The sequence below is a fragment of the Mycobacteroides sp. CBMA 271 genome (genome assembly GCF_009729205.1).
Classification (GTDB): domain Bacteria; phylum Actinomycetota; class Actinomycetes; order Mycobacteriales; family Mycobacteriaceae; genus Mycobacterium.
This window is the reverse complement of the sequence record NZ_VTHB01000006.1, coordinates 139,156-160,832: the sequence shown is the minus strand read 5'-3', so window position 1 is coordinate 160,832 and position 21,677 is coordinate 139,156. Positions and strand designations below refer to the sequence as shown.

16 protein-coding genes and 1 tRNA gene are annotated in these 21,677 nt (G+C 66.5%); 11 read left to right on the top strand and 6 right to left on the bottom strand.

Going from position 1 to position 21,677, the window contains the following annotated elements; genetic code table 11:
• Nucleotides 1-7: 7 nt before the first annotated feature.
• Together FZI91_RS16930 and FZI91_RS16925 are read right to left on the bottom strand one after the other, a co-directional pair.
• On the bottom strand, nt 8-1,147 hold the full coding sequence (locus FZI91_RS16930) for a sensor histidine kinase (RefSeq protein ID WP_155940467.1): 1,140 nt from the start codon (nt 1,145-1,147) through the stop codon (nt 8-10).
• A gap of 50 nt (nt 1,148-1,197) precedes the next feature.
• Nucleotides 1,198-1,824 carry a response regulator transcription factor gene (locus tag FZI91_RS16925; protein WP_162526207.1) on the bottom strand — a complete coding sequence of 209 codons (627 nt, stop codon included), beginning with the start codon at nt 1,822-1,824 and terminating at the stop codon, nt 1,198-1,200.
• Between the two features lie 195 nt (nt 1,825-2,019).
• Between FZI91_RS16925 and FZI91_RS16920 the strand changes: the two genes are divergently transcribed.
• Nucleotides 2,020-2,334, top strand: coding sequence for a hypothetical protein (locus tag FZI91_RS16920; protein ID WP_155940252.1), 315 nt, complete (start codon nt 2,020-2,022; stop codon nt 2,332-2,334).
• A gap of 224 nt (nt 2,335-2,558) precedes the next feature.
• Nucleotides 2,559-3,755, top strand: coding sequence for a MinD/ParA family protein (locus FZI91_RS16915; RefSeq protein ID WP_162526197.1), 1,197 nt, complete (start codon nt 2,559-2,561; stop codon nt 3,753-3,755).
• Here the strand turns inward: FZI91_RS16915 and FZI91_RS16910 are convergent.
• Nucleotides 3,752-4,489, bottom strand: a complete 738-nt coding sequence (locus FZI91_RS16910) for an SDR family oxidoreductase (RefSeq protein WP_162526198.1) — start codon at nt 4,487-4,489, stop codon at nt 3,752-3,754. The genes FZI91_RS16915 and FZI91_RS16910 overlap by 4 nt on opposite strands.
• 161 nt (nt 4,490-4,650) lie before the next feature.
• Here FZI91_RS16910 and FZI91_RS16905 point away from each other — a divergent pair, with 161 nt between their 5' ends.
• Nucleotides 4,651-6,075 carry a carotenoid oxygenase family protein gene (locus FZI91_RS16905; protein ID WP_309224139.1) on the top strand — a complete coding sequence of 475 codons (1,425 nt, stop codon included), beginning with the start codon at nt 4,651-4,653 and terminating at the stop codon, nt 6,073-6,075.
• A gap of 58 nt (nt 6,076-6,133) precedes the next feature.
• Nucleotides 6,134-10,018: an ATP-dependent RNA helicase HrpA gene (hrpA, locus tag FZI91_RS16900; RefSeq protein WP_162526199.1), complete on the top strand. Its 3,885-nt coding sequence runs from the start codon at nt 6,134-6,136 to the stop codon at nt 10,016-10,018.
• Between the two features lie 149 nt (nt 10,019-10,167).
• Here the strand turns inward: hrpA and FZI91_RS16895 are convergent.
• Nucleotides 10,168-10,250 (bottom strand) — tRNA-Leu (locus tag FZI91_RS16895).
• A 257-nt stretch (nt 10,251-10,507) separates the two neighbouring features.
• Between FZI91_RS16895 and FZI91_RS16890 the strand changes: the two genes are divergently transcribed.
• From FZI91_RS16890 to pknB, 7 genes are all read left to right on the top strand, one after another.
• Nucleotides 10,508-11,887 carry an FhaA domain-containing protein gene (locus FZI91_RS16890; protein ID WP_155940251.1) on the top strand — a complete coding sequence of 460 codons (1,380 nt, stop codon included), beginning with the start codon at nt 10,508-10,510 and terminating at the stop codon, nt 11,885-11,887.
• Between the two features lie 151 nt (nt 11,888-12,038).
• Complete coding sequence (locus tag FZI91_RS16885) at nt 12,039-12,503, top strand: FHA domain-containing protein (protein WP_155940250.1); 465 nt, start codon at nt 12,039-12,041, stop codon at nt 12,501-12,503.
• Nucleotides 12,500-14,023 carry a PP2C family serine/threonine-protein phosphatase gene (locus FZI91_RS16880; protein WP_155940249.1) on the top strand — a complete coding sequence of 508 codons (1,524 nt, stop codon included), beginning with the start codon at nt 12,500-12,502 and terminating at the stop codon, nt 14,021-14,023. The genes FZI91_RS16885 and FZI91_RS16880 overlap by 4 nt, the downstream gene beginning before the upstream one ends.
• Nucleotides 14,020-15,453: an FtsW/RodA/SpoVE family cell cycle protein gene (locus FZI91_RS16875; RefSeq protein WP_155940248.1), complete on the top strand. Its 1,434-nt coding sequence runs from the start codon at nt 14,020-14,022 to the stop codon at nt 15,451-15,453. Before FZI91_RS16880 ends, FZI91_RS16875 begins: the two co-directional genes overlap by 4 nt.
• On the top strand, nt 15,450-16,961 hold the full coding sequence (pbpA, locus tag FZI91_RS16870) for a D,D-transpeptidase PbpA (protein ID WP_155940247.1): 1,512 nt from the start codon (nt 15,450-15,452) through the stop codon (nt 16,959-16,961). Before FZI91_RS16875 ends, pbpA begins: the two co-directional genes overlap by 4 nt.
• A complete protein-coding gene (locus FZI91_RS16865) occupies nt 16,958-18,211 on the top strand; it encodes a serine/threonine-protein kinase (RefSeq protein ID WP_155940246.1) in 1,254 nt (417 codons plus the stop codon). The genes pbpA and FZI91_RS16865 overlap by 4 nt, the downstream gene beginning before the upstream one ends.
• Complete coding sequence (gene pknB / locus FZI91_RS16860; protein ID WP_155940245.1) at nt 18,211-20,097, top strand: Stk1 family PASTA domain-containing Ser/Thr kinase; 1,887 nt, start codon at nt 18,211-18,213, stop codon at nt 20,095-20,097. The genes FZI91_RS16865 and pknB overlap by 1 nt, the downstream gene beginning before the upstream one ends.
• A gap of 22 nt (nt 20,098-20,119) precedes the next feature.
• Here pknB and FZI91_RS16855 read toward each other — a convergent pair whose 3' ends face one another.
• Together FZI91_RS16855 and FZI91_RS16850 are read right to left on the bottom strand one after the other, a co-directional pair.
• Complete coding sequence (locus FZI91_RS16855) at nt 20,120-20,803, bottom strand: aminodeoxychorismate/anthranilate synthase component II (RefSeq protein WP_162525960.1); 684 nt, start codon at nt 20,801-20,803, stop codon at nt 20,120-20,122.
• Nucleotides 20,804-20,858: 55 nt separating this feature from the next.
• A complete protein-coding gene (locus FZI91_RS16850) occupies nt 20,859-21,575 on the bottom strand; it encodes a DUF881 domain-containing protein (protein ID WP_162525969.1) in 717 nt (238 codons plus the stop codon).
• Between the last annotated feature and the right edge of the window lie 102 nt (nt 21,576-21,677).

Here is a 21,677-nt window from a genome sequence, read left to right as displayed (position 1 = left end):
GCCTCCCTCACGCTGCCATATCGGCGGGCACCGTGACGGACACCCTGGTCCCGGAGCCGGGTGCCGAGGCGATGGCAACGCTGCCGCCCGCGGCCTCGATGGGGACGGTGAGGGAGGCCAACCCGATGTGCCCGTCGGCGACCGACGCGGTGAGGCCCCGCGGATCAAAGCCGTTGCCGTCGTCCGCGACGACGAGCGACAGCAGCTGCCCGTCCCTCGTGAGTTCCACGTGAATGTTCTTGGCGCGTCCATGTTTCACGGCGTTGGTCAGTAGCTCCTTGGCCGCGCGGTAGACCAGCGGTTGAGCCGGTGGGCTGCCCACATCCTGCAATTCGGCGACGACGACGGAGCCCCGCGCCGTGTACTGCCGCGCGAGCTCGCGAATCGCCGCCGTCAGCCCCAGCTCGGCGAGCACCTGCGGATGCAGGGAAGACACCGCGCCGCGTAGCTCGGTCGCGGTGTCCCGCAACGACGAATGCACCGCCCGCAGCACCGGATCGGGGTGGCGTTCAAGCACTTCCTCGATCTCCAGCCGAGCCGCCAGCAGGTTCTGCAGCGGACCGTCGTGCAACTGCTCGGCGACTTCACGGCTATGACGCTCGTCGGCGCGCATCGCCTCCAGAACCAGCTGTTCGCGGGTGTGCAGCAGCCGGCCCACGTGTTCGGAGCGGCGCTTCAGGACAAAACACATTCCAGCCGTGGCGGCAGCCAACCACAACAATGTCGCGACCGTGACGTACTCGTCGCCGGGGATGCTCTCGAGGTTGCCGTTCCTGGTGTAGAACACCAGAACACCCAAATATCCTGCAGCGGTGACTGTTCCGAGGACGGCCGTCACGGCGGGTCGCTCTTGAAAGGCCACCGAAACCGGCAGCAGGAAGAACACCGGAAGCAACTCCGAGGTGCCGTACCCGGAGGCGACGCACAACGCCACCACGGCGGCGATATCGACCGCGGTGGCGGAGGGGGCCACCCAGAGCGGGACGTGTCCACGCACCGCGATCGCCACCCATACGATCGCCGACACCGTATATACGGCGAGCACCGCGTAATACACGCCGTCATGCCACATCTGGATATTCGGGTTCGACCCCAGCAGCAAGATCAACACGATCAGCGGCAGCCGCAACCACGCCGACACGCGCATGGGTTCTGCGGTGAAGTAGTCGGCCACCCGGTCCAGCCGGCCCGTCGCGGTCACTCGAGCAGTCCGCGCCGCATGGCCTCGGCCACCGCGGCGGCGCGGTCGCCGACACCGAGCTTCTCGTAGAGCCGCTGCACATGGGTCTTCACCGTGGAGGGGGCCAGGAACAGCTGCTTGGCGATCGTCGGCACGGTGAGCCCGTCGGCGATCATCCGGAGCACCTCGCGTTCGCGGGTGCTCAGTGACGGGCCCGCGGGCTGTGCGCGCTTGCGGATCTCGCCGGCCAGACCCGCCGTCAGGCTCGCCGTCACCACATCGCGGCCCCGCGCACAGTCGAGTACCGCGCTGACCAGCTCCGCACGCGTGGATTCCTTCGACAGAAAGCCCGCGGCGCCCTCCGCCAGGGCGTGATAGACGATCGCCGCGTCATCGTGCGCCGAAAGCAGCAGCACCCGGGTGCGCAGCTCATCGCGCCGAACGGCGGCCGCCACCTGAGTTCCGTCCAGCTCGGGCATTCGATAGTCGATCAACGCGACGTCCGGCAGATGCTCTCTGATCAGCGCGAGCGCACCGGCGCCGTTCTCCGCCTCCGCCACCACCGTGATCTGCCCGCTACCGGACAACGCCCGCACCACACCCTCGCGAAAGAGGGGGTGGTCGTCCCCGACCACCACCCGCACAAGATCACCGCTCACCTGCACAAACGCAAGCTTGGCACGTCAAATCGGCGCGTGTCCCCCAATTGGTGGACATCAAGATCATTCCCTCCGTCGGCCGGTCGCCCGACATACTTTCCCTCCTCCACGCCGCATCGTTGAAGTATCACCAAGAAGCCCGGTGATCCAACTCAAAGTTCAACTGGCACAGGAGAAATCATGAAGAAGTACATCATCACTGGAACCGCCGCCGCCGCTCTCGCGCTTGCGCCCCTCGGGTTCGCCCTCGGCACCGCCTCGGCGCAGACCGACGGCTCAAACGCTCAGCAGACCATCAGCGGTCTGCAGTCGCAGGGTTACAGCGTGATCGTCAGCAAGTCCGGAGCCAAGTCCCTCAGCCAGTGCACCGCCAGCAGCGTGCGCCCCGGACAGACCACCGTGCGCTCCGACTACGGCCTGCCGAGCAACAAGCGTCCCGGCGTCTTCACCAACACCACCACCACCAAGACCGTCTACGTGGACGTGACCTGCTGACACGGCGCACGTACCGGCCGATACCAAGTACGCACCAACCTCACCCCGTTTGATGCCGATTCAGACACGGGTGAATAACGACCCTCGCCTTCCGCCCAACGGACATAAGAGACTTCGTATGCCATCGATGGGATTCACGCTGCCCGTGATGCAAAAGAGACTGTCTCAGAAGGAAACAGCCGGAGCGCCTAGGCCAAACGGCCTCTGGTGGAGGAGGAGATTCCGTGAGTGCGCCCAACGATTCATCGGCGGACGGCTCCGAGGACGAGATCCTCGACCGGACCGGACCCATCATCCCCATCAAACTCGGTGCGCACGCCAAACGACAGCGCGCCGAAGCCGCGGCACAGCTCGCTGAGCTGCCACCCCTTCCGCTGCCGCCCCGCGGGCCGTTGTCCATCGTCGATGCCGTGCCGCCGCACGATCCGCTGGTCGATCCGCCGCCCGCCATCGGCGATGCGCTCGGGGCCCAGCTTCGCTCGGAGATCCTGCCGACGCCGCGTCGACCCTCGTCCGTTGGTTGGCGTAAGTGGTTGTACCAAGGAAGTTTTGGCGCGATCAACCCCGGCGAGTCCCGGGAGGAGGCCGAGCTTCGCGAGCTCACCGCCGTGGTGCGCAGCCCGTGGCGGGGCATCCACTCACTGGCGGTGCTGGGCGGGAACGGCGGCGTCGGCAAGACGATGATCACGGCGGCTCTCGGGTCCATGCTCTCCGAACTGCGGCGCAAGGACATGGTGCTGGCCACCGACGCCGACCCGGGCCAGTCGGCCAACCTGGCCTCGTGGATCGACCCGTCGGCGACGTCCACGTTCGCCGACGTCCTGGCTCAGAACGAGCCGGAACGCAACTTCGATCTACGCTTCTTCGTCGGCCAGAACTCCGATACCGGTCTGGATGTCCTTGCCGCCAACTCGCATTCGGTGCGGCCTCGCGGCGAGCTCAACTCCGAGATCTACACCCAGGCCCACCATCGGCTGCAGCGGCTCTACAGCCTGCTCATCACCGATACCGGGGTGGACTTCTGGCATCCGGTAATGCCCGGCGTGCTGCGGTGCTCCAACGGCGTGGTGCTGGTGGCGGCGGCCACCCCGGTCGGCGCCGAGGGTGCGGTCCGGGCCATCGAATGGCTCATCTCCGAGGGCTACGAATACCTGATCCCCCGAATGGTCGTGGTGATCAACCACGTTCGTGGCTATGACAGCCGCGAAGATCGTCGCAACTCCGAACGTCTGGTCGCGGCGATGGTCGCCCGGTTCCACCGGTGGATCTCGCCGAACCACATCGTGGCCGTGCCGTACGACCCGCACATCGCGACCGCGGGCCCGCTGGACATTCAGCAGCTGCAGCCGGAGACCTGGCACGGGTTGTTGACGGCGGCGGCGTCTGTCTCGGCCGGTCTGGCCAGCGCCTGGAGCGTCTAGCGCAGCGAATACCCGCCGTCGGTGTACAGCGTGGAGCCGGTCGTGCCGGTGTTCAGCAGTAGGTAGACGGCGGCCTGGGCCACTTCGTCTTCCGTAACAGGTCGGCCGAGGGTGGATGCTGCGGCAATATGCTCGAAGGCCTGCCGCCGTACCTCGGGCGCTCGCTGGTCCCATAGATGTCCGTCCACCGTGCCGGGCGAGAGCGCATTGACCCGAATAGGTGCGAGCTCGTGGGCCAGCCCTCGCGCCAGGCCTTCGATGGCCGCGTTGGCCGCGACGTATGCCGGTGCGTTTCCAGCGGGCCGAACACTGGCGGCCCCCGACGTCAACACCACCGAGGCATCATCAGCGAGTTTCGGCAGAGCCGTCTTCACCACCCTGTACTGACCCCAGAACTTCGACTCGAACGGCGTCGCGGCCTCCTCGACGGACAGCTCGGCGATCGACCCGGTCACATAGGTCGCGGCGGTAGTGAAGAGTCCGTGCACCACATCGATTTTGGCGAAGAACTCGTGGATGCTCGTCTGATCTGAGGTATCGACCAGATGCCAACGCGCTCTCGGCCCGAGCTCATCCGCAGCCGAGGCGAGCGTCGCGGCGGTGCGTCCGCCCAACACAACATCGCCGCCCGCCGCCGTCACCAACGCGGCGACACCGCGCCCGATGCCGGTGCCGCCACCGATCAACACGACGATGCGATCGGCGAAAGCCGTCTCGAACGAAAACCCTGTCACCGATTCGAAACTACCGACGGAGCTGCGCGGGGTCGCGCCTTCGACGCTGCGCGATCCGAATCGCTATTGACTTCTATTCTCCAGCCGGAACACAATCGAGACATATCTGCGAACACCTGTGCGCAGAATTGGGATCCGCCCCGCAGCCCAAGGAGATCGCCGTGACCCTTGCCGACAGCCACCTGGCCGACGCCCTCAGGATGTACCAGCCCGCCCAGGAACACCCTCGCGAGACCGAGTTACCGGTGACCGGATCGGTGCCGCCGGAGCTCCGCGGCACCCTCTATCGCAATGGCCCCGCCGACTGGGACCACGGCGGGTTCCGCGCGGCCCATCCGTTCGACGGCGACGGATTGGTTGTGAAGTTCACCATCGCCGACGGCGCGGTGCGTTTCCGTTCTCGCTTCGTCGATACGCCCAAGCGGCGTAAAGAGGGGCGCGGACGCGGCGCACACATCCGCGGTGTCTACACCCAGGGAAAGCATCTGTGGGACAACGTCGGTCGGCCGCCCGCCGATACCGCGAACACGCATGCCGTCGTCCACGCCGACCGCCTACTCGCACTCAGTGACGCCGGCAGTCCCTGGGAGATCGATCGGGACGATCTGAGCACCATCGGACCCTGCACGTTCGACGGACGGCTGCCGCGTCTTTCCAGATTCTCGCCACATCCACGTATCGATCCCGACACCGGCGAATTGTTCAACTTCGGGTTGGATGTCGCACCTTCATTGTCGGGTCCCACCGTCGCTTGCCTGCGGTGCTTCCGGGTTGACGTACACGGAAGACTCACCCAGATCGCCAAGATCCCCACCGATCACATCTACATCCAGCACGACTTTGCCATTACGCCCACCTACCTGGTTTTCGCGCTGGCGCCGATCACGGTGAACCCCTTGCAGGCTGCCCGGGCGGCTCTGGGGTTCGGATCGCTGGGAGATGCCGCCGCCTATCGCCCCGACCAAGGGATGAGGATCGTGCTGGTACCCCGCGACGGAAGTCCTCACCGAGTCATCGAATGCGACCCCGTCGTGTACGTACACGTCGACAATGCCTACGAAGACCGCGGCGATGTTGTGCTGGACATATTGCGACACAAAGACTTTGAATTCCTTGCTTCCGGACTCAAACAGTTCCGCACCGAGACGCCGACGCTGGGCTGGCCAGCACGACTTCGCGTGACACGGCGTGGAACGGTCGAGGTGACGGACTACCCCATGGCCCCTGCGGAGTTCCCGACCCACGACGAGCGCCGCACCGGCCGCAAACATCGCTACACGTATCTGTCGGCCGAGTCGACGTCCGGCGAGAGCGCCATCGTGAAACTCGACCGTGCCGCCGATACCCAACGCAGCCACACGTTCGCACCCGGCCTAGTCGCTGGCGAACCCCTTTTCGTCCCGAAGAACAACGCGGCCGGTGAGGACGAGGGCTGGATACTCGCCGTCGCCTACAACAGCGGTGAACACCGGACAGAGCTACACATCCTCGATGCCACCGCTATCGAGGATCCGGCACTGGCCATTGCGATCCTCCCCAGTCACCATTTTCCCGGATTCCACGGCAGCTTCACTGAGCGCGTCTAGGCCTACCGCCAGGGCCACCGCGTGTGCGGGTACCGCGGCGGCGCCTATCCTTGCGTGAGTGTCCGACCTGTCCCGCACCGAGCTGCGTGCACGCCTCGACGGTCTGACCATTCGCGACGCCTCCCGGCTCGGGCGGCGCCTCAAGAACCTGCGCGGCCCGGACTCGTCCGAGAAGCTCGTCGAACAGATCGTGGCTGCCGAGGCATTGGTGGCCACTCGTACCGCCGCTGTTCCTGTGATCACCTATCCGGATCTGCCCGTCAGCGCGCATCGTGAGGAACTCGCCAAGGCTATCTCCGCGCATCAAGTGGTTATCGTTGCCGGAGCCACCGGCTCGGGTAAAACCACACAGCTGCCCAAGATCTGCCTGGAGCTGGGACGCGGGATCCGTGGCACCATCGGGCACACCCAGCCGCGCCGGCTGGCGGCCCGCACCGTCGCCGAACGCATCGCCGAGGAGCTGGGTACCCCACTCGGCGAAACCGTCGGCTACACCGTCAGATTCACCGACCAGGCCAGTGACCGCACCCTAGTCAAGCTGATGACCGACGGCATCCTGCTTGCCGAGATCCAGCGTGACCGGCGGCTGCTGCGGTACGACACCCTGATCCTCGACGAGGCACACGAACGCAGCCTCAACATCGACTTCCTGCTGGGCTATCTGCGCGAGCTGCTGCCCAGGCGCCCCGACCTGAAGGTCATCGTCACCTCGGCCACCATTGAGCCCCAAAGGTTTTCGGCGCACTTCCACGATGCGCCCATCGTGGAAGTGTCCGGGCGTACCTATCCGGTCGAAATCCGATACCGCCCCTTGGAAGTCCCGATCCGTGGTGACGCCAGTGACGATCCGGACGATCCCGATCATGAGATCGTCCGCACCGAGCTGCGCGACCCCACCGAGGCTATCGCCGACGCAGTGCGCGAGCTGGAGAGCGAGCCGCCCGGGGATGTGCTGGTGTTCCTGTCCGGCGAGCGCGAGATCCGCGATACCGCCGAAACGCTGCGCGGCGCCTTTCGAAACACAGAGGTTCTTCCGCTATACGCACGGCTGCCAACAGCCGAGCAGCACAAGGTCTTTCAGCCGCACACCGGCAGACGCGTGGTGCTGGCCACCAACGTCGCCGAGACCTCGCTGACCGTGCCGGGTATCCGGTACGTCGTCGATCCGGGCACCGCCCGCATATCTCGCTACAGCCGACGCACCAAGGTGCAGCGCCTGCCGATCGAGCCCATCTCGCAGGCCTCGGCCGCTCAGCGGTCGGGGCGATCGGGGCGCACCGCACCGGGTGTCTGCATCCGGCTGTATTCCGAACAAGACTTTGAGGCCCGGCCCCGCTACACCGATCCGGAAATTCTGCGCACCAACCTCGCCGCCGTCATCCTGCAGATGGCGGCCCTGCAGCTGGGGGACATCGAGGACTTCCCGTTCCTGGAACCGCCCGACAAACGCAGCATCCGCGACGGTGTGCAGCTGCTGCAGGAATTGGGCGCCTTCGACGCGGGCGGCGCCATCACCGAGCTGGGGCGCCGCCTGGCGCGGCTGCCGCTGGACCCGCGCATCGGCCGGATGATCCTGCAGGCCGACACCGAGGGATGCGTCGGCGAAATCCTGGTGCTCGCGGCCGCGCTGTCGATACCCGATCCGCGCGAACGTCCGGCCGACCGTGAGGAGGCGGCTCGGCAGAAACATGCCCGATTCGCCGACGAGCATTCCGACTTCACCGCGTATCTCAATCTGTGGCGGTATCTACAGGAGCAGCGAAGCCAGCTCTCGGGCAGCGCCTTTCGACGCATGTGCCGCAGCGAGTTCCTGCACTACCTGCGCATCCGCGAATGGCAGGACCTGGTGGGTCAGCTGCGCAGCATCGCCCGCGATCTCGGTATTCGCGAATCCGGTGACGCCGCCGATCCCGCGAGTGTGCACGCCGCGTTGATCGCCGGACTGCTGTCCCACATCGGGCTGCGCGAGGGCGACACCCGCGACTACTCCGGCGCCCGGAACACCAAGTTCGTGCTAGCCCCGGGGTCGGTGCTGACCAAGAAGCCCCCGCGGTGGGTGGTGGTCGCCGACCTGGTGGAGACCAGTCGGCTGTTCGGCCGGGTCGCGGCGCGCATCGACCCGCAGTCTGTCGAGAAGGTCGCCGGGGACCTAGTACAGCGCACCCATAGCGAGCCGCACTGGGACGCCGAGCGCGGCTCGGTCATGGCGTTCGAGCGGGTCACGCTCTATGGGCTGCCCCTGGTGCCGCGCCGGCGCGTGAGCTACGCGCAGATCGATCCGGAGCTAGCCCGCGAGTTGTTCATCAGGCATGCCCTGGTGGAGGGCGACTGGCAGAGCAAGCACCATTTCCTGCGCGACAACGCCCAGCTGCTGCAGGAGCTGTCCGAGTGGGAAGACCGGGCACGGCGGCGCGATCTGTTGGTAGGGGACGAGGAGATCTTCGCCTTCTACGCGGCGCGGATTCCCGAAGATGCGGTGTCGGCTAGACACTTTGACGCATGGTGGCGCAAACAGCGGCACCAGACGCCGCAGTTGTTGACGTTCACCCGCGCCGACCTGCTGCGCACCGAGGACGCCGCCGACGATATGCCCGACACCTGGCAGGCGGGGGATCTGACGCTGCCGGTGAGCTACCGGTTCGAACCGGGCGCGGCCGACGACGGCGTGTCCGTGCACATCCCCGTGGAGGTGCTCGCCCGTCTGGGCGGCGACGAATTCGCGTGGCACGTACCTGCCCTGCGCGAGGAGCTGATCACCTCGCTCATCAAGTCGCTGCCCAAGGATCTGCGCCGCAACTTTGTTCCCGCACCCGACACCGCGCGTGCCGTGCTGGACACGCTCGAGCCCGGAACCGAGCCGTTAGTGCATGCGTTGAGCCGGGAACTGCACCGGCTCAGCGGTATTCGCGTACCTACCGATGCATTTGACCTGGATAAGATTCCCGCGCACCTGCGGGTGACCTTCGTCGTCGAATCCTCCGAGGGCACTGAGGTGGCCCGGGACAAGGACCTTGGTGCGCTGCAAGCGCGCCTCGCCGCCCCCGCGCGTGAGGCCGTCGCCGCGGCGGTGGCGGGGGAGTGGGAACGCACCGGACTGCGCGGCTGGCCCGAGGATCTGGCCGAATTGCCGCGTGCCGTCGAGCATGTCAGCGGCGGACACACGGTGCGGGGCTTCCCGGCGTTAACGGACACCGGGACCTCGGTGGACGTGCACGTGTATGCCACCGAGGCCGAGCAGCAGGCGGCAATGCGGGTAGGCACCCGCCGGCTCTTGCGGCTCTCGATCGCCTCACCCATGAAAACCGTTGAGCGCGGCCTGGATCCGAGGACTCGACTACTGCTCACGTCCAATCCGGACGGGTCGCTGGCCGCGCTGCTGGATGACTGCGCAGACGCCGCTGTCGATTGGCTCGCGCCCGCACCCGTATGGACACGTACCGAGTTCACCGGTCTGCGCGACCAGGTCGCCAAGAGCCTTGCCGTCACGACCCTTGACGTGGTGAATCGGACCACCAAGGTGGTCACCGCCTGGAGTGAGGTGCAGGTAGCGCTGCCCGACAAGGCGCCCGCCGCACAGAACGACGCGATTGCCGATATCCGCGGCCAGATCGACAGGCTGCTCCCCAAGGGTTTCGTCGCGGCTACCGGCGCCGCCAAGCTGGGCGATCTCGCGCGGTACGTCACCGCGATCGGCAAACGGCTGGAGCGGCTGGCTCAGGGCGTCGAGGCCGATCGCGAACGGATGAATCGAGTGCACGCTGTCGAAGACGCGTACGACGACCTGCTGCGTGATATCGCGCCGGGGCGACAAGACGATCCCGCGGTGCGGGATATCGCCTGGTTCATCGAGGAGCTGCGGGTCAGCCTGTGGGCGCAACAGCTCGGCACCGCGCGTGCGGTGAGTGAACAGCGCATCCACAAGGCAATCGACGCCGCGCGGTAACGGGCGATACGCACGCCGACCTGCGATTCGGCGCCGAAGCTTCGTGCGCGTACAGCAGTTCGGCATGCTCCCTGGGATCCGAGCCGCCAGTCGTACCGGAAGATTGAAAAAGGGCCCCGGGATGAACCCGAGGCCCTGTCTCAATTCGGTGGGCGAAGGGGGACTTGAACCCCCACGTCCCGAAGGACACTGGCACCTGAAGCCAGCGCGTCTGCCATTCCGCCACTCGCCCCAACGACTGCGGCAGACTATCACGATCACGGACCCACTTTCGAACCGAGAAGGTTCGACGAAAGGCCGTCCACGCACCCAAATCGTGACATAGCCCGTGCATAGAAGGCCTCTCGGTGCCAAGACGATGTCGTCTCGTAATAGAGGAGCGGGTGACCGCGATGATCAAACCGATACCATCTACTCGAGATCCGCTCGCGGCGGAGTGCTGCGTCATGCGCTCAGAACCTGCCGCGCGATCGCCGAAAGGAGGAAGGCATGGGAATTGTCCAACGCTTTGAGCGCAAGCTCGAGGACGTGGTCGGCGATGCCTTCGCCCGCGTCTTCGGCGGCAGCATCGTCCCGCAGGAAGTGCAGGCGTCGCTGCGCCGCGAGGCGGCCGACGGAGTCAGATCAGCCAGTCAAGGCCGGCTTTTGGCTCCCAACGAGTTCGTTGTTCTCCTCAGCACCGGAGACCTTGACAAGGCGGCCGACGATCGCGATCTCAACGCGGACACGTTCGCCGAACTCCTGCGCGAATATATTCGCGATCAGGGGTGGCAAACGTATGGTGAGGTTGTTGTCCGATTCGAACAATCACCGAACTTGCACACCGGCCAGTTCCGTACGCGCGGTGTGGTCAATCCCGACTCCAAGCGGGACCGTACGCACGGCGCCGTGACGACTGGCCCTTCGACCCCGGATTCACAACCAGGAGCACCCATGACTGACAACCCAGGTCCCCAGCAGGGACGCCCCGGCGAAGAGTACGGCCGAGAAGACGACCGCTACGGGCGTCCCGACCAGGATCCGCGTGGTCAGCAGCCGCCGCAGGGCGACCAGGGCTACCCCCCACGCCAGGGCGGATACGGCCAGCCGCCACAACAGGGCGGCGGGGACTACGGTCGTCCCCCGGCCGGCTACGACCAGGGCGGCTACCAGCAGCGTCCGCCGCAGCAGGGCGGGTACGACCAGCCCGGGCGCGGTGGTTATGAGCAGGGCGGATACGGCGGCCCGCCACAGGGCGGCGGCGACTACGGTCGTCCCCCGGCCCCTCCCCAGCAGGGTGGCGGTTACGGCACCCCACCACAAGCACAGCAGGGCGGGTACGGCGAGCCCCCTCGTCCCAACTACGGCGAATACGAGCAGGGCGGCGGCCAGTACGGCCCCCCTCCGGGCCAGGACTACGGCCGTCCCCCCGCCTACCCGCAGCAGGGTGGCGGCTATGGCGCCCCGCCTCAAGCACCGCAGCAGGGCGGATATGGATCCCCGCAGGGTGGCTACGGTGAGCCCGAGTATGGCGACTACGAGCAGGGCGGCTACCAGAGCAGCCCCGATTACGGCGCCCCCGCGGCCAGCCCGGGTGGTGGACGCACCACCGTCACCCTGCAGCTGGACGACGGTAGCGGTCGCACATACCAGCTGCGTGAGGGCACCAATGTGATCGGCCGTGGGCAGGACGCGCAGTTCCGACTGCCGGACACCGGCGTTTCACGCCGTCACCTCGAGGTGCGCTTCGACGGACACGCCGCGCTGCTGTCGGATCTCAACTCGACCAACGGCACCACCGTCAACAACGCACCGGTCACCGAGTGGCAGTTGGCAGACGGCGACATCATTCGCCTGGGCCACTCCGAGATCATCGTTCGGGTGCAGTAACAGCACCCGTTCGAGACAGGCTGCACATATCGGACCCCGACGGGGAACCCGGCCAAGTATCGTTTCCCTGCCGGGCCACCCACTCGGGCCCTGGGGCGGCACGGGGAATCCGCCGGGTGCGGGAGGGACCAGCGAGAGGAACGACGACCGGATGCAGGGACTGGTGCTCCAGCTCACCCGCGGTGGATTCCTGTTGCTGCTGTGGGTCTTCATCTGGTCGGTGTTGCGCATCCTGCGCACCGATATCTACGCTCCCACCGGTCAGCTGATGGCCAATCGGGGCCTGAATCTACGTTCGATCCGTCCTGCGAAGGCCGGCCGACGGCAGATGCAACACCTGCTGGTGACGGAGGGCGCGCTGGCAGGCACCCGGATCACGCTCGGCACTCAGCCCATCTTGATCGGCCGGGCCGACGACTCCACACTGGTCCTCACCGACGATTACTCCTCGACGCGGCACGCGCGGCTATCGCCACGCGGATCGGATTGGTACGTCGAGGATCTAGGATCGACCAACGGCACATATCTGGATAGGGAGAAGGTGACGACGGCGCTGCGGGTTCCCCAGGGGACGCCGGTACGAATCGGCAAGACAGTGATCGAGTTGCGCTCATGACACTGGTGCTTCGCTACGCGGCGCGTAGCGACCGCGGACTCGTCCGGTCAAATAATGAGGATTCGGTCTATGCCGGCGCGCGTCTGCTGGCGCTGGCCGACGGTATGGGCGGTCATGCCGCCGGTGAGGTTGCCTCCCAGCTGGTGATCGCGGCCCTAGCGCCGCTCGACGACGACGAACCCGGCGGCGACCTGCTGGACACGCTGGCCGACGCGGTGCACTCCGGTAACGGGGCCATCGCCGACCACGTCCGCGCCGAACCCGAGCTCGACGGGATGGGCACCACCCTGACGGCCTTCCTGTTCGCCGGGAAACGTCTCGGCATGGTGCACATCGGCGACTCGCGCGCGTATCTGATGCGCGACGGAGAGCTCGCTCAGATCTCCAAGGACGACACGTTCGTCCAAACCCTCGTCGACGAGGGTCGCATCACCGCGGAACAGGCCCACAACCATCCGCAGCGCTCGCTCATCATGCGCGCGCTCACCGGTGCGCCCGTCGAGCCGACGCTCATCATGCGTGAGGCGCATGCAGGCGATCGATACCTGCTCTGTTCGGACGGGCTTTCCGATCCGGTGAGCCACGAGACCATCGCCGAGGCGCTGGAGATCGCCGATGTCTCCGCCGCGGCCGACCGGCTCATCGAATTGGCGCTGCGCAGCGGGGGGCCCGATAACGTCACCGTCGTCGTCGCAGACGTCGTGGAGCTGGACTATGGACAGACCCGGCCGATCGTGGCGGGGGCGGTATCCGCCGACGCCGAGACCGACACGCCACCGCCGAACACGGCTGCCGGACGCGCCGCTGCCATTCAGCGAGCACTCAAAGAACCCGCGGTGATCGCGGACGAATCCGATAGCGAGACAACCGAATCCGAGGCCATCAAGCCCAAGAAGCGGGGACTGCGCTGGGTGATCGCGGCGGTGCTGGTGCTGCTCATCGCGTTGGCCGGGTTGGCCATCGGCCGCCGTGTGGTGCTCAACAACTATTACGTGAGCGCCCACGAGAACAACGTCTCCATCATGCAAGGAGTCCAGGGCTCACTCCTGAATTACCGGCTGCAGCGGCCAGACCTGATCGGCTGCCTCGACACCCGGGGCGACCTGTCGCTGGTGAGCTACGGGGAATCGGCATCCGCCCGGGAGTGCCAGTACCTCAAGGTCTCCGACCTGCGGCCGGCCGATCGCCAACAGGTCGAAACCGGCTTGCCCGGAGGCACCCTCGATCAGGCCATCGGCCAGCTGCGCCAGCTCACCAAGAACGCGCTGCCGCCGTGCGCGCCGCCCGCACCCAAGACGGTGCCGCCGTTGCCCGCGCCGACCACCTCCGGACGCACCCCGCCCACCACATCAGGTTCGCCCACGACCACCACGACCACGGCCCCCAAGCCGGCCCCGACGTCTACACCCTCCGGCGCCAGCACTGCGCCTCCCCTGCCCACCGCAACATCGACCGCGCCGCCGACCCCGTTGCCGGCGCCACCACAAGAACCGGGTGTTACCTGCCGGACCGTGTCATGACCACGGCGCCCCAAACCGCGGTAGTGCCCGGTCTGGGCGGCCCCGTGCCACCCGTGCAGCCGACACGCCGCAGCGCGGAATTGGGGCTGCTCGGCTTCTCTGCAGCGATCACCACCGTTGCCCTCATCCTCGTCGAGGCCAATCTAGAACGCGGACTGTCGCTGGACTTGCTCAAGTTCGGTGCCGCGTACTTGGTCCTGTTCGCGGTGGCGCACATCGCCATTCGCAGATATGCCCCCTACGCCGATCCGCTGCTGCTGCCGTGCGTGGCGCTGCTCAACGGCCTTGGCCTGGTGATGATCCACCGCCTGGACCTGGCGAAGGTAGCCGCCGGTGACGGCGACGGGCGACTCGAAGCCAACGCGCAGGTGCTGTGGACGCTGGTGGGGGTCGCGGCACTCATCGGGGTATTGGTGACCGTCAGGGACCACCGCACGCTGGCGCGGTACGGGTACACCTTTGGAATCGTCGGCATTGTCCTGCTTGCCATTCCGGCGATGCTGCCGTCTTCGGCCTCCGAGCGGAACGGCGCCAAGATCTGGATTGAGTTGCCGTTCTTGTCGATTCAGCCCGCCGAGGCCGCCAAGATTCTGTTGCTGGTGTTCTTCGCGGCCTTCCTGATGACCAAACGCGATCTGTTTCGCACCGCCGGCCGCAGCTACTGGGGGGTGGAGTCGCCGCGCGCCCGGGATCTGGGCCCACTGCTGGCCGTGTGGGCAATCTCAGTGGGCGTCATGGTCTTTGAGAAAGACCTGGGCACCTCGCTGTTGCTCTACACCTCTTTCCTGACGGTGCTGTACATCGCGACGGCGCGGATCAGCTGGGTGCTGATCGGGCTCGGACTCTTCGTCGTCGGCGCATTCCTGGCGTACTTCCTGTTTGCACACGTGCGCGTGCGCGTCGAAACCTGGCTCGACCCCTTCGCGGATGCGGACGGCAACGGCTACCAGATGATGCAGTCGCTCTTCAGTTTTGCCACCGGAGGCATCTTCGGCACCGGTCTGGGGAACGGTCAGCCGGGCACTGTGCCTGCCGCCTCAACGGATTTCATCATCGCCGCGATCGGCGAGGAACTCGGGCTGGTTGGCCTAGCCGGCGTGCTGTTGGTGTTCACCATCCTCATCGTCCGGGGTTTCCGCACCGCACTGGCAGTGCGGGACAGCTTCGGTAAATTGCTCGCCTCCGGGCTGTCGGCGGCGCTGGCACTGCAGCTGTTCATCGTCGTCGGGGGCGTCACCAAGCTGATCCCGCTGACGGGGCTCACTACGCCCTGGATCTCGTACGGCGGGTCCTCGCTGGTGGCCAACTACGTGCTGCTGGCCATCCTGCTGCGGATCTCGCATATCGCGCGGCGACCGCTCAGCGCCAAAGCTGAACCCAACGCTGCCCCCATCGCTGAGGCCCGCACGGAACTGATCGATCGCGTATGAACACATCGATCCGCCGGGTGTCCCTTGCCGTCATGGGACTTATCGTGCTGCTGTTGGCCAACGTCACCCTTACCCAGGTGTTCACGGCACCGGGACTCCGCGCCGACCCCCGCAATCAGCGGGTGCTGCTGGACGAGTATTCGCGCCAGCGCGGGCAGATATCCGCCAGTGGGCAGTTGCTTGCCTCCTCGGTGGCCACCAACAGCCGCTTCCGCTTCCTGCGGCAGTACGCGGACCCCGAGGTGTACGCACCGGTGACCGGTTTCTACTCGCTCAACTACTCCAGCGCCGGACTCGAACGCGCCGAGGACACTGTGCTCAACGGATCCGATCCCCGGCTGTTCGGCCGCCGCCTGGCGGACTTCTTCACCGGCCGCGATCCGCGCGGCGGCAGCGTGGTCACCACCATCCGCCCCGATGTGCAGCAGGCCGCCTACGACGCGATGCACAGCGGTTGCAAGAACGGTTGCCGCGGTGCGGTGGTGGCGTTGGAGCCCTCCACCGGAAAGATCCTTGCGCTGGTGTCGACGCCCTCTTATGACCCGAACCTGCTCGCCAGTCAGGACTCCGAAAAGGAGAACGGGGCCTGGAAACGTCTGATCGACGATCCGGCACAGCCGATGGTGAACCGGGCGATCTCGCAGACCTACCCGCCCGGTTCGACTTTCAAGGTGATCACGACTGCCGCTGCCCTGGCCGACGGCAAGACGGTCAACACCGAGGTGACCGCGTCTCCGACGATCTTCCTGCCGGGTAGCAACACCACCCTGGAGAACTACAACCGAGCGTCCTGCGGCGGCGGCGACGTCACGACCCTCAAAGAGGCGTTCGCGCGTTCCTGCAACACCGCCTTCGCCAAGCTCGGTTCTGAACAACTCAAGCGTGACAAGCTGGTCAAGGCGGCGCAGGCCTTCGGCCTCGATCACGAGCTCGACGGCATCCCGCTGCAGGTGGCCACCTCCACCGTCGGCGCGATGTCCGACGATGCGGCCGTCGCGATGTCGAGCATCGGGCAAAAGGATGTCGCCGTGACCCCGCTGCAGAACGCGATGGTCGCCGCGGCCGTCGCCAACAAGGGCGTGCTGATGCAGCCTCACCTGGTCGATAGCCTTAAGGGCCCAGACCTTTCGAACCTGTCCACCACCTCCCCGGACGACATCGGCCAGGCCGTGTCACCGGCTATCGCGAGCACCCTGACTGAACTGATGATTGCTTCTGAACAGCGCACCCAGCAGACCGGTGCTATCCCCGGCGTGCAGATCGCATCCAAGACCGGTACGGCCGAGCACGGCACCGATCCGCGCAACACGCCACCGCACGCGTGGTACATCGCCTTTGCCCCGGCCCCCGAGACCGGCACCGCTCAGACCACGGCGGTTACCCCCAAAGTCGCCATTGCGGTCCTCGTCGAAGACGGCGGAGACCGTGCCCTGGCGGCCACCGGCGGCTCCGTCGCCGCACCCATCGGGCGGCAGGTCATCGCCGCAGCATTGCAGGGAGCTTCATGACGGTACGTGTGGGAGAGACACTTTCGGGTCGCTATCGGTTGCAGCGGCTCATCGCTACCGGCGGTATGGGACAGGTCTGGGAGGGCACTGACAGCCGCCTGGGCCGCCGGGTGGCCGTGAAGGTGCTCAAGGCCGAGTTCTCCTCGGACCCTGAGTTCATCGAGCGGTTCCGCGCCGAGGCACGCACCGTCGCGATGCTCAACCATCCCGGTATCGCCAGCGTGTACGACTACGGCGAAACCGACATCGACAGCGAGGGCCGCACCGCCTACCTCGTCATGGAGCTGGTCCACGGCGAGCCGTTGAACTCGGTGCTCAAGCGCACCGGCCGCCTATCGCTGCGTCACTCGCTGGACATGCTGGAGCAGACCGGCCGCGCCCTGCAGATCGCGCACGCCGCTGGACTGGTGCACCGCGATGTGAAACCGGGCAACATCCTGATCACCCCCACCGGCCAGGTGAAGCTCACCGACTTCGGTATCGCCAAGGCCGTGGATGCCGCACCGGTCACCCAGACCGGAATGGTGATGGGCACCGCCCAATACATCGCGCCCGAACAGGCTCTGGGGCATGACGCCACCCCCGCCAGCGATGTCTACGCACTGGGAGTCGTTGGCTACGAAGCGGTTTCGGGTAAGCGCCCGTTCTCAGGGGACGGCGCGCTGACGGTTGCGATGAAGCACATCAAGGAGACACCGTCGCCGCTGCCCGCCGATCTACCGCCCAACGTGCGCGAACTCATCGAGATCACGCTGGTGAAGAACCCGCAGAACCGGTACACCACCGGCGGACAGTTCGCCGACGCGGTCGCTGCCGTGCGCGCCGGGCGCCGCGCACCCCGGCCCAACCAAGCACCAACCATCAGCCGGGCCGCGCCCGCCGCCATCCCCCCCGCCACTCAAGTGCGTCCGGCAGTCAGTGCCCCAAGCCGGGTCGCCCCACCCACGTCCCGGACGCGTCCGCCGACCGGCACCCACCGTCCCCCGCCGCCGCGGCGTGGCACCTTCTCACCCGGTCAGAAGGCCCTGATGTGGGCTGCCGCGGTGCTGGGCATCTTCGCCATCATCATCGCGGCGCTCATCGTCCTGCAGGCCAACGAGAAGAAGAACCTCTCCCCGGCAACGGTCCCCAGCAGCGAAGCACCCTCGAGCCCAGGTTCAGCTTCGCCAGGAGCGCTTGCGCCAGCTAATATCGTGGCTCTGCTTCCGGTGGCCGAACCGGACCGTATCCCTGGGACGAAATCACCGTAATGACCACTCCGCAGCACCTCTCGGACCGCTACGAGCTGGGGGATATCCTCGGCTACGGGGGCATGTCCGAGGTACACCTGGCGCGCGACCAGCGGTTGAACCGCGACGTCGCCATCAAGGTGCTGCGCGCAGATCTGGCCCGGGATCCCAGTTTCTATCTGCGTTTCCGACGCGAGGCGCAGAACGCGGCCGCGCTGAACCACCCGGCGATCGTCGCGGTCTACGACACCGGCGAGGCCGAGACGCCCACCGGACCCCTGCCCTACATCGTCATGGAGTACGTCGACGGCATCACCCTGCGTGACATCGTCAAGGAGGACGGCCCCATGCCGATCCGCCGGGCGATCGAAGTTATCGCCGACTCCTGCCAGGCGCTCAACTTCAGCCATCAGCACGGCATCATCCACCGCGACGTCAAGCCCGCCAACATCATGATCAGCAAGACCGGCGCGGTAAAGGTAATGGACTTCGGGATCGCGCGCGCCGTATCGGACGCTGGGGTCAGCGTCACCCAGACCGCGGCGGTCATCGGGACCGCGCAGTACCTTTCGCCGGAGCAGGCCCGTGGCGAGACCGTGGACGCACGCTCGGACGTCTACTCGCTGGGCTGTGTTCTCTACGAATTGCTCACCAGCGAACCGCCTTTCGTGGGTGATTCACCTGTCGCGGTGGCCTACCAGCACGTGCGCGAAGACCCCCTGCCGCCGTCTAAGCGCAATCCGGAGATTCCGCCTGGTTTGGATTCCGTTGTGCTTAAAGCACTTTCGAAGAATCCCGACAACCGCTACCAGAACGCCGCCGAAATGCGGACCGACCTGATGCGGGTGTACCAGGGCGAGCAACCGGACGCGCCGAAGGTTCTCACGGACGCCGAGCGCAGCTCGATGCTCAACACCCCGTCCAGTGCCAAGACGTTCCCCGCTCCCGGCCCCTCGACGGGCCCGCAACCCGGCCACTACGCAGAACCGCGACGAAACCCGCTCAGCCGCTGGCTGGTTGGGCTGGCTGCGTTGGTAGTGCTCACCGTGGTGGTCACCGTGGCGATCGTCTGGGGCAGCGGTCCGTCGCGTGATGTGCAGGTTCCCGATGTGACGGGCAAGTCTCAGGCCGAGGCCGTCGCCGCCCTGCAGAATCTGGGGTTCAAGACCAGGACTCAGAAGAACACCAGCTCGAAGATGGCTCCCGACAAGGTCATCGACACCGATCCCGCCAAGGGGTCCACCGTTTCCGCAGGCACTGAGGTGACGCTGAACGTCTCCATCGGACCGGAGAGCCAGCAGGTGCCGGACTGCAAGGGCCTCAGCTTCGGCGACGCCGTCAAGAAGCTCCAGGGCGCTGGTTTCAAGGGCACCTTCACCCAAAGCGAAACCAAGTCCTTGCCCGAGGACAAGGGCCGGGTCATGGCCACCAACCCGCCGGCCGGGCAATACTCGGCCGTCACCAACAACATCACCATCGTTGTCGGTAAGGGTCCAGGGGAGAAGCCGGTGCCCGACTTGACCGGACAGAACATCGACGTCGCCACCAAGAACCTGCCGACGTACGGTTTCCCGACGCCACCGGCCATCATTCAGCTCCCCAGCCCAGAATCGAAAGGGCAGATTCTAAGCACGAATCCGCCTGCCGGAGCGATGTTCCCGGAGGATGGCGTCATCGAGATCCGGGTCTCGCAGGGCGGGCAGTTCCGCATGCCAAACCTGATCGGCAAGTTCTGGACCGACGCCGAGCCGATGCTGTATCAGGCGGGGTGGCAAGGACAGGGCCTCAGCACCGATGAAGTCCCCTCCGACGGCGGCAACCGGGCCCGTGTGGTGTCTCAAGATCCGCCGTCGGGCGCGGGTGCGGGATACAACGGCCCGATCCGGCTCCGATTCGGCGCGGGCTAGTCACTCAGTCCCGCGACAGGCCCTAGCCGCCCAGTGCGGCGACGCGGCCGGACACCCCGCTCAGCGCCGAAGCAACCTCCGCCTCCAACGACCGCACCAACGATTCATCAAGGGGCGCACCACAGTAGGTGAGCCAATTGGCCAGCATCCGGTGTCCGCCCTCGGTGAGAATCGACTCGGGGTGAAACTGCACCCCGTGGATGGGCAGCTCGGTGTGCATCACTCCCATGATCACCCCGCTAGCGGTGCGGGCGATCACCCGCAGTTCACCGGGCACGGTATCCGGGAGAATGGTCAACGAGTGATACCTGGTGGCCGTGAACGGGTTCGGCAGTCCACGCAGCACCCCGGCGTCCTCATGTTCGACGGTGCTGGTCTTGCCGTGCAACAACTCCGGCGCACGGTCGACGGTGCCGCCGAACGCCACCCCGATCGCCTGATGTCCCAGGCACACGCCGAGCAGCGGAGTACCCGTCTTCGCGCACGAATGGACCATCGCAATGGACGCGCCGGCGCTCTCCGGTGTGCCCGGACCGGGGCTGATCAACACACCGTCGAAGTCGGCGGCCACCGCGTCGGTATCGGCCAACCGCGGGTCGTCGTTGCGCCATACCGAGATCGACACAGCGTCCATACCGAGCTGGCCCAGGTACTGGACCAGGTTGAACACGAAGCTGTCGTAGTTGTCGACGACCAAGATGCGCACGTATTTAGGGTACGGACACGCGCCAGCGGTTTCCCAACCGCGTTCTGCTGGGGTCCTAACGGCCCTCGATCGGCGCGGCACGGCCAGGGCCGACCGCGTCCCGGTATCCGGCCACCTCAAGGTGATGCCCGCGAGTCACCGTGTACCCCAAGCCGAATCGCGCCACGTACTGCCGGTAGAGGTTCACCAGCGGAGCGGCGTCGAGGGCAGCCTGCATGGTGTCGGCATCCCCGATGGCGGTGATCACGTAGGGCGGGCTATAGGTACGGCCGTGCAGCAACAGCGTGTTACCCACACACCGCGGCACCGAGCTGGCGACCAGCCGCTGGTCGTCCTGCATCTGGATGGCCTCGGCGCCCGCGCTCCACAAGGCGTTGAGCACGCCCTCGACGTCCTGTTGGTGCACCACCAGGTCGTCCGGTGACGCATCCCGCGGGAATCGCCCGTACGCGTCTCGCTTGGCATCGGTGAGCGTTACCACCAGGCCGGGGCCGGTGACAGGTCGCACGCCGGCGACGTCGGCCATCTCGCCGGTTTCGGCAAGCGCCGCCGCCACCCTGCTGTCTCCACCCGCGGATTGCTCACGCGCGGCGGCCATCTCGTTCGCTAGTCCGTCACGGGTAGCACTGAGCTTGTCCACCGACCTTTGCGTCTCGCGCACCAGGTCCACTAATCGCGGGGACGGGGAGTCGCCCCGGCGGATCTCACTGCCGCCCGACACCGTGTACGTCGCGGCCAGCAGGAAGCCGGCCAGTGCGCACACCAGCGGCACACCGACCCGCCAGATAGGGCCCCCCGCTCGCCGCGCAATGGGCTCATCGGGGCCCGTACCTCTTCGCACAAGCGGCTCATCGGAGGTCACCAGAGCATTGTC

Coding starts and splice junctions, on each gene's coding strand:
- FZI91_RS16865 (WP_155940246.1), top strand. CDS start 16,958: ATGACGGTACGTGTGGGAGAGACACTTTCGGGTCGCTATCGGTTGCAG.
- pbpA (WP_155940247.1), top strand. CDS start 15,450: ATGAACACATCGATCCGCCGGGTGTCCCTTGCCGTCATGGGACTTATC.
- FZI91_RS16875 (WP_155940248.1), top strand. CDS start 14,020: ATGACCACGGCGCCCCAAACCGCGGTAGTGCCCGGTCTGGGCGGCCCC.
- FZI91_RS16880 (WP_155940249.1), top strand. CDS start 12,500: ATGACACTGGTGCTTCGCTACGCGGCGCGTAGCGACCGCGGACTCGTC.
- FZI91_RS16920 (WP_155940252.1), top strand. CDS start 2,020: ATGAAGAAGTACATCATCACTGGAACCGCCGCCGCCGCTCTCGCGCTT.
- FZI91_RS16930 (WP_155940467.1), bottom strand. CDS start 1,147: ATGCGCGTGTCGGCGTGGTTGCGGCTGCCGCTGATCGTGTTGATCTTG.
- FZI91_RS16890 (WP_155940251.1), top strand. CDS start 10,508: ATGGGAATTGTCCAACGCTTTGAGCGCAAGCTCGAGGACGTGGTCGGC.
- FZI91_RS16885 (WP_155940250.1), top strand. CDS start 12,039: ATGCAGGGACTGGTGCTCCAGCTCACCCGCGGTGGATTCCTGTTGCTG.
- pknB (WP_155940245.1), top strand. CDS start 18,211: ATGACCACTCCGCAGCACCTCTCGGACCGCTACGAGCTGGGGGATATC.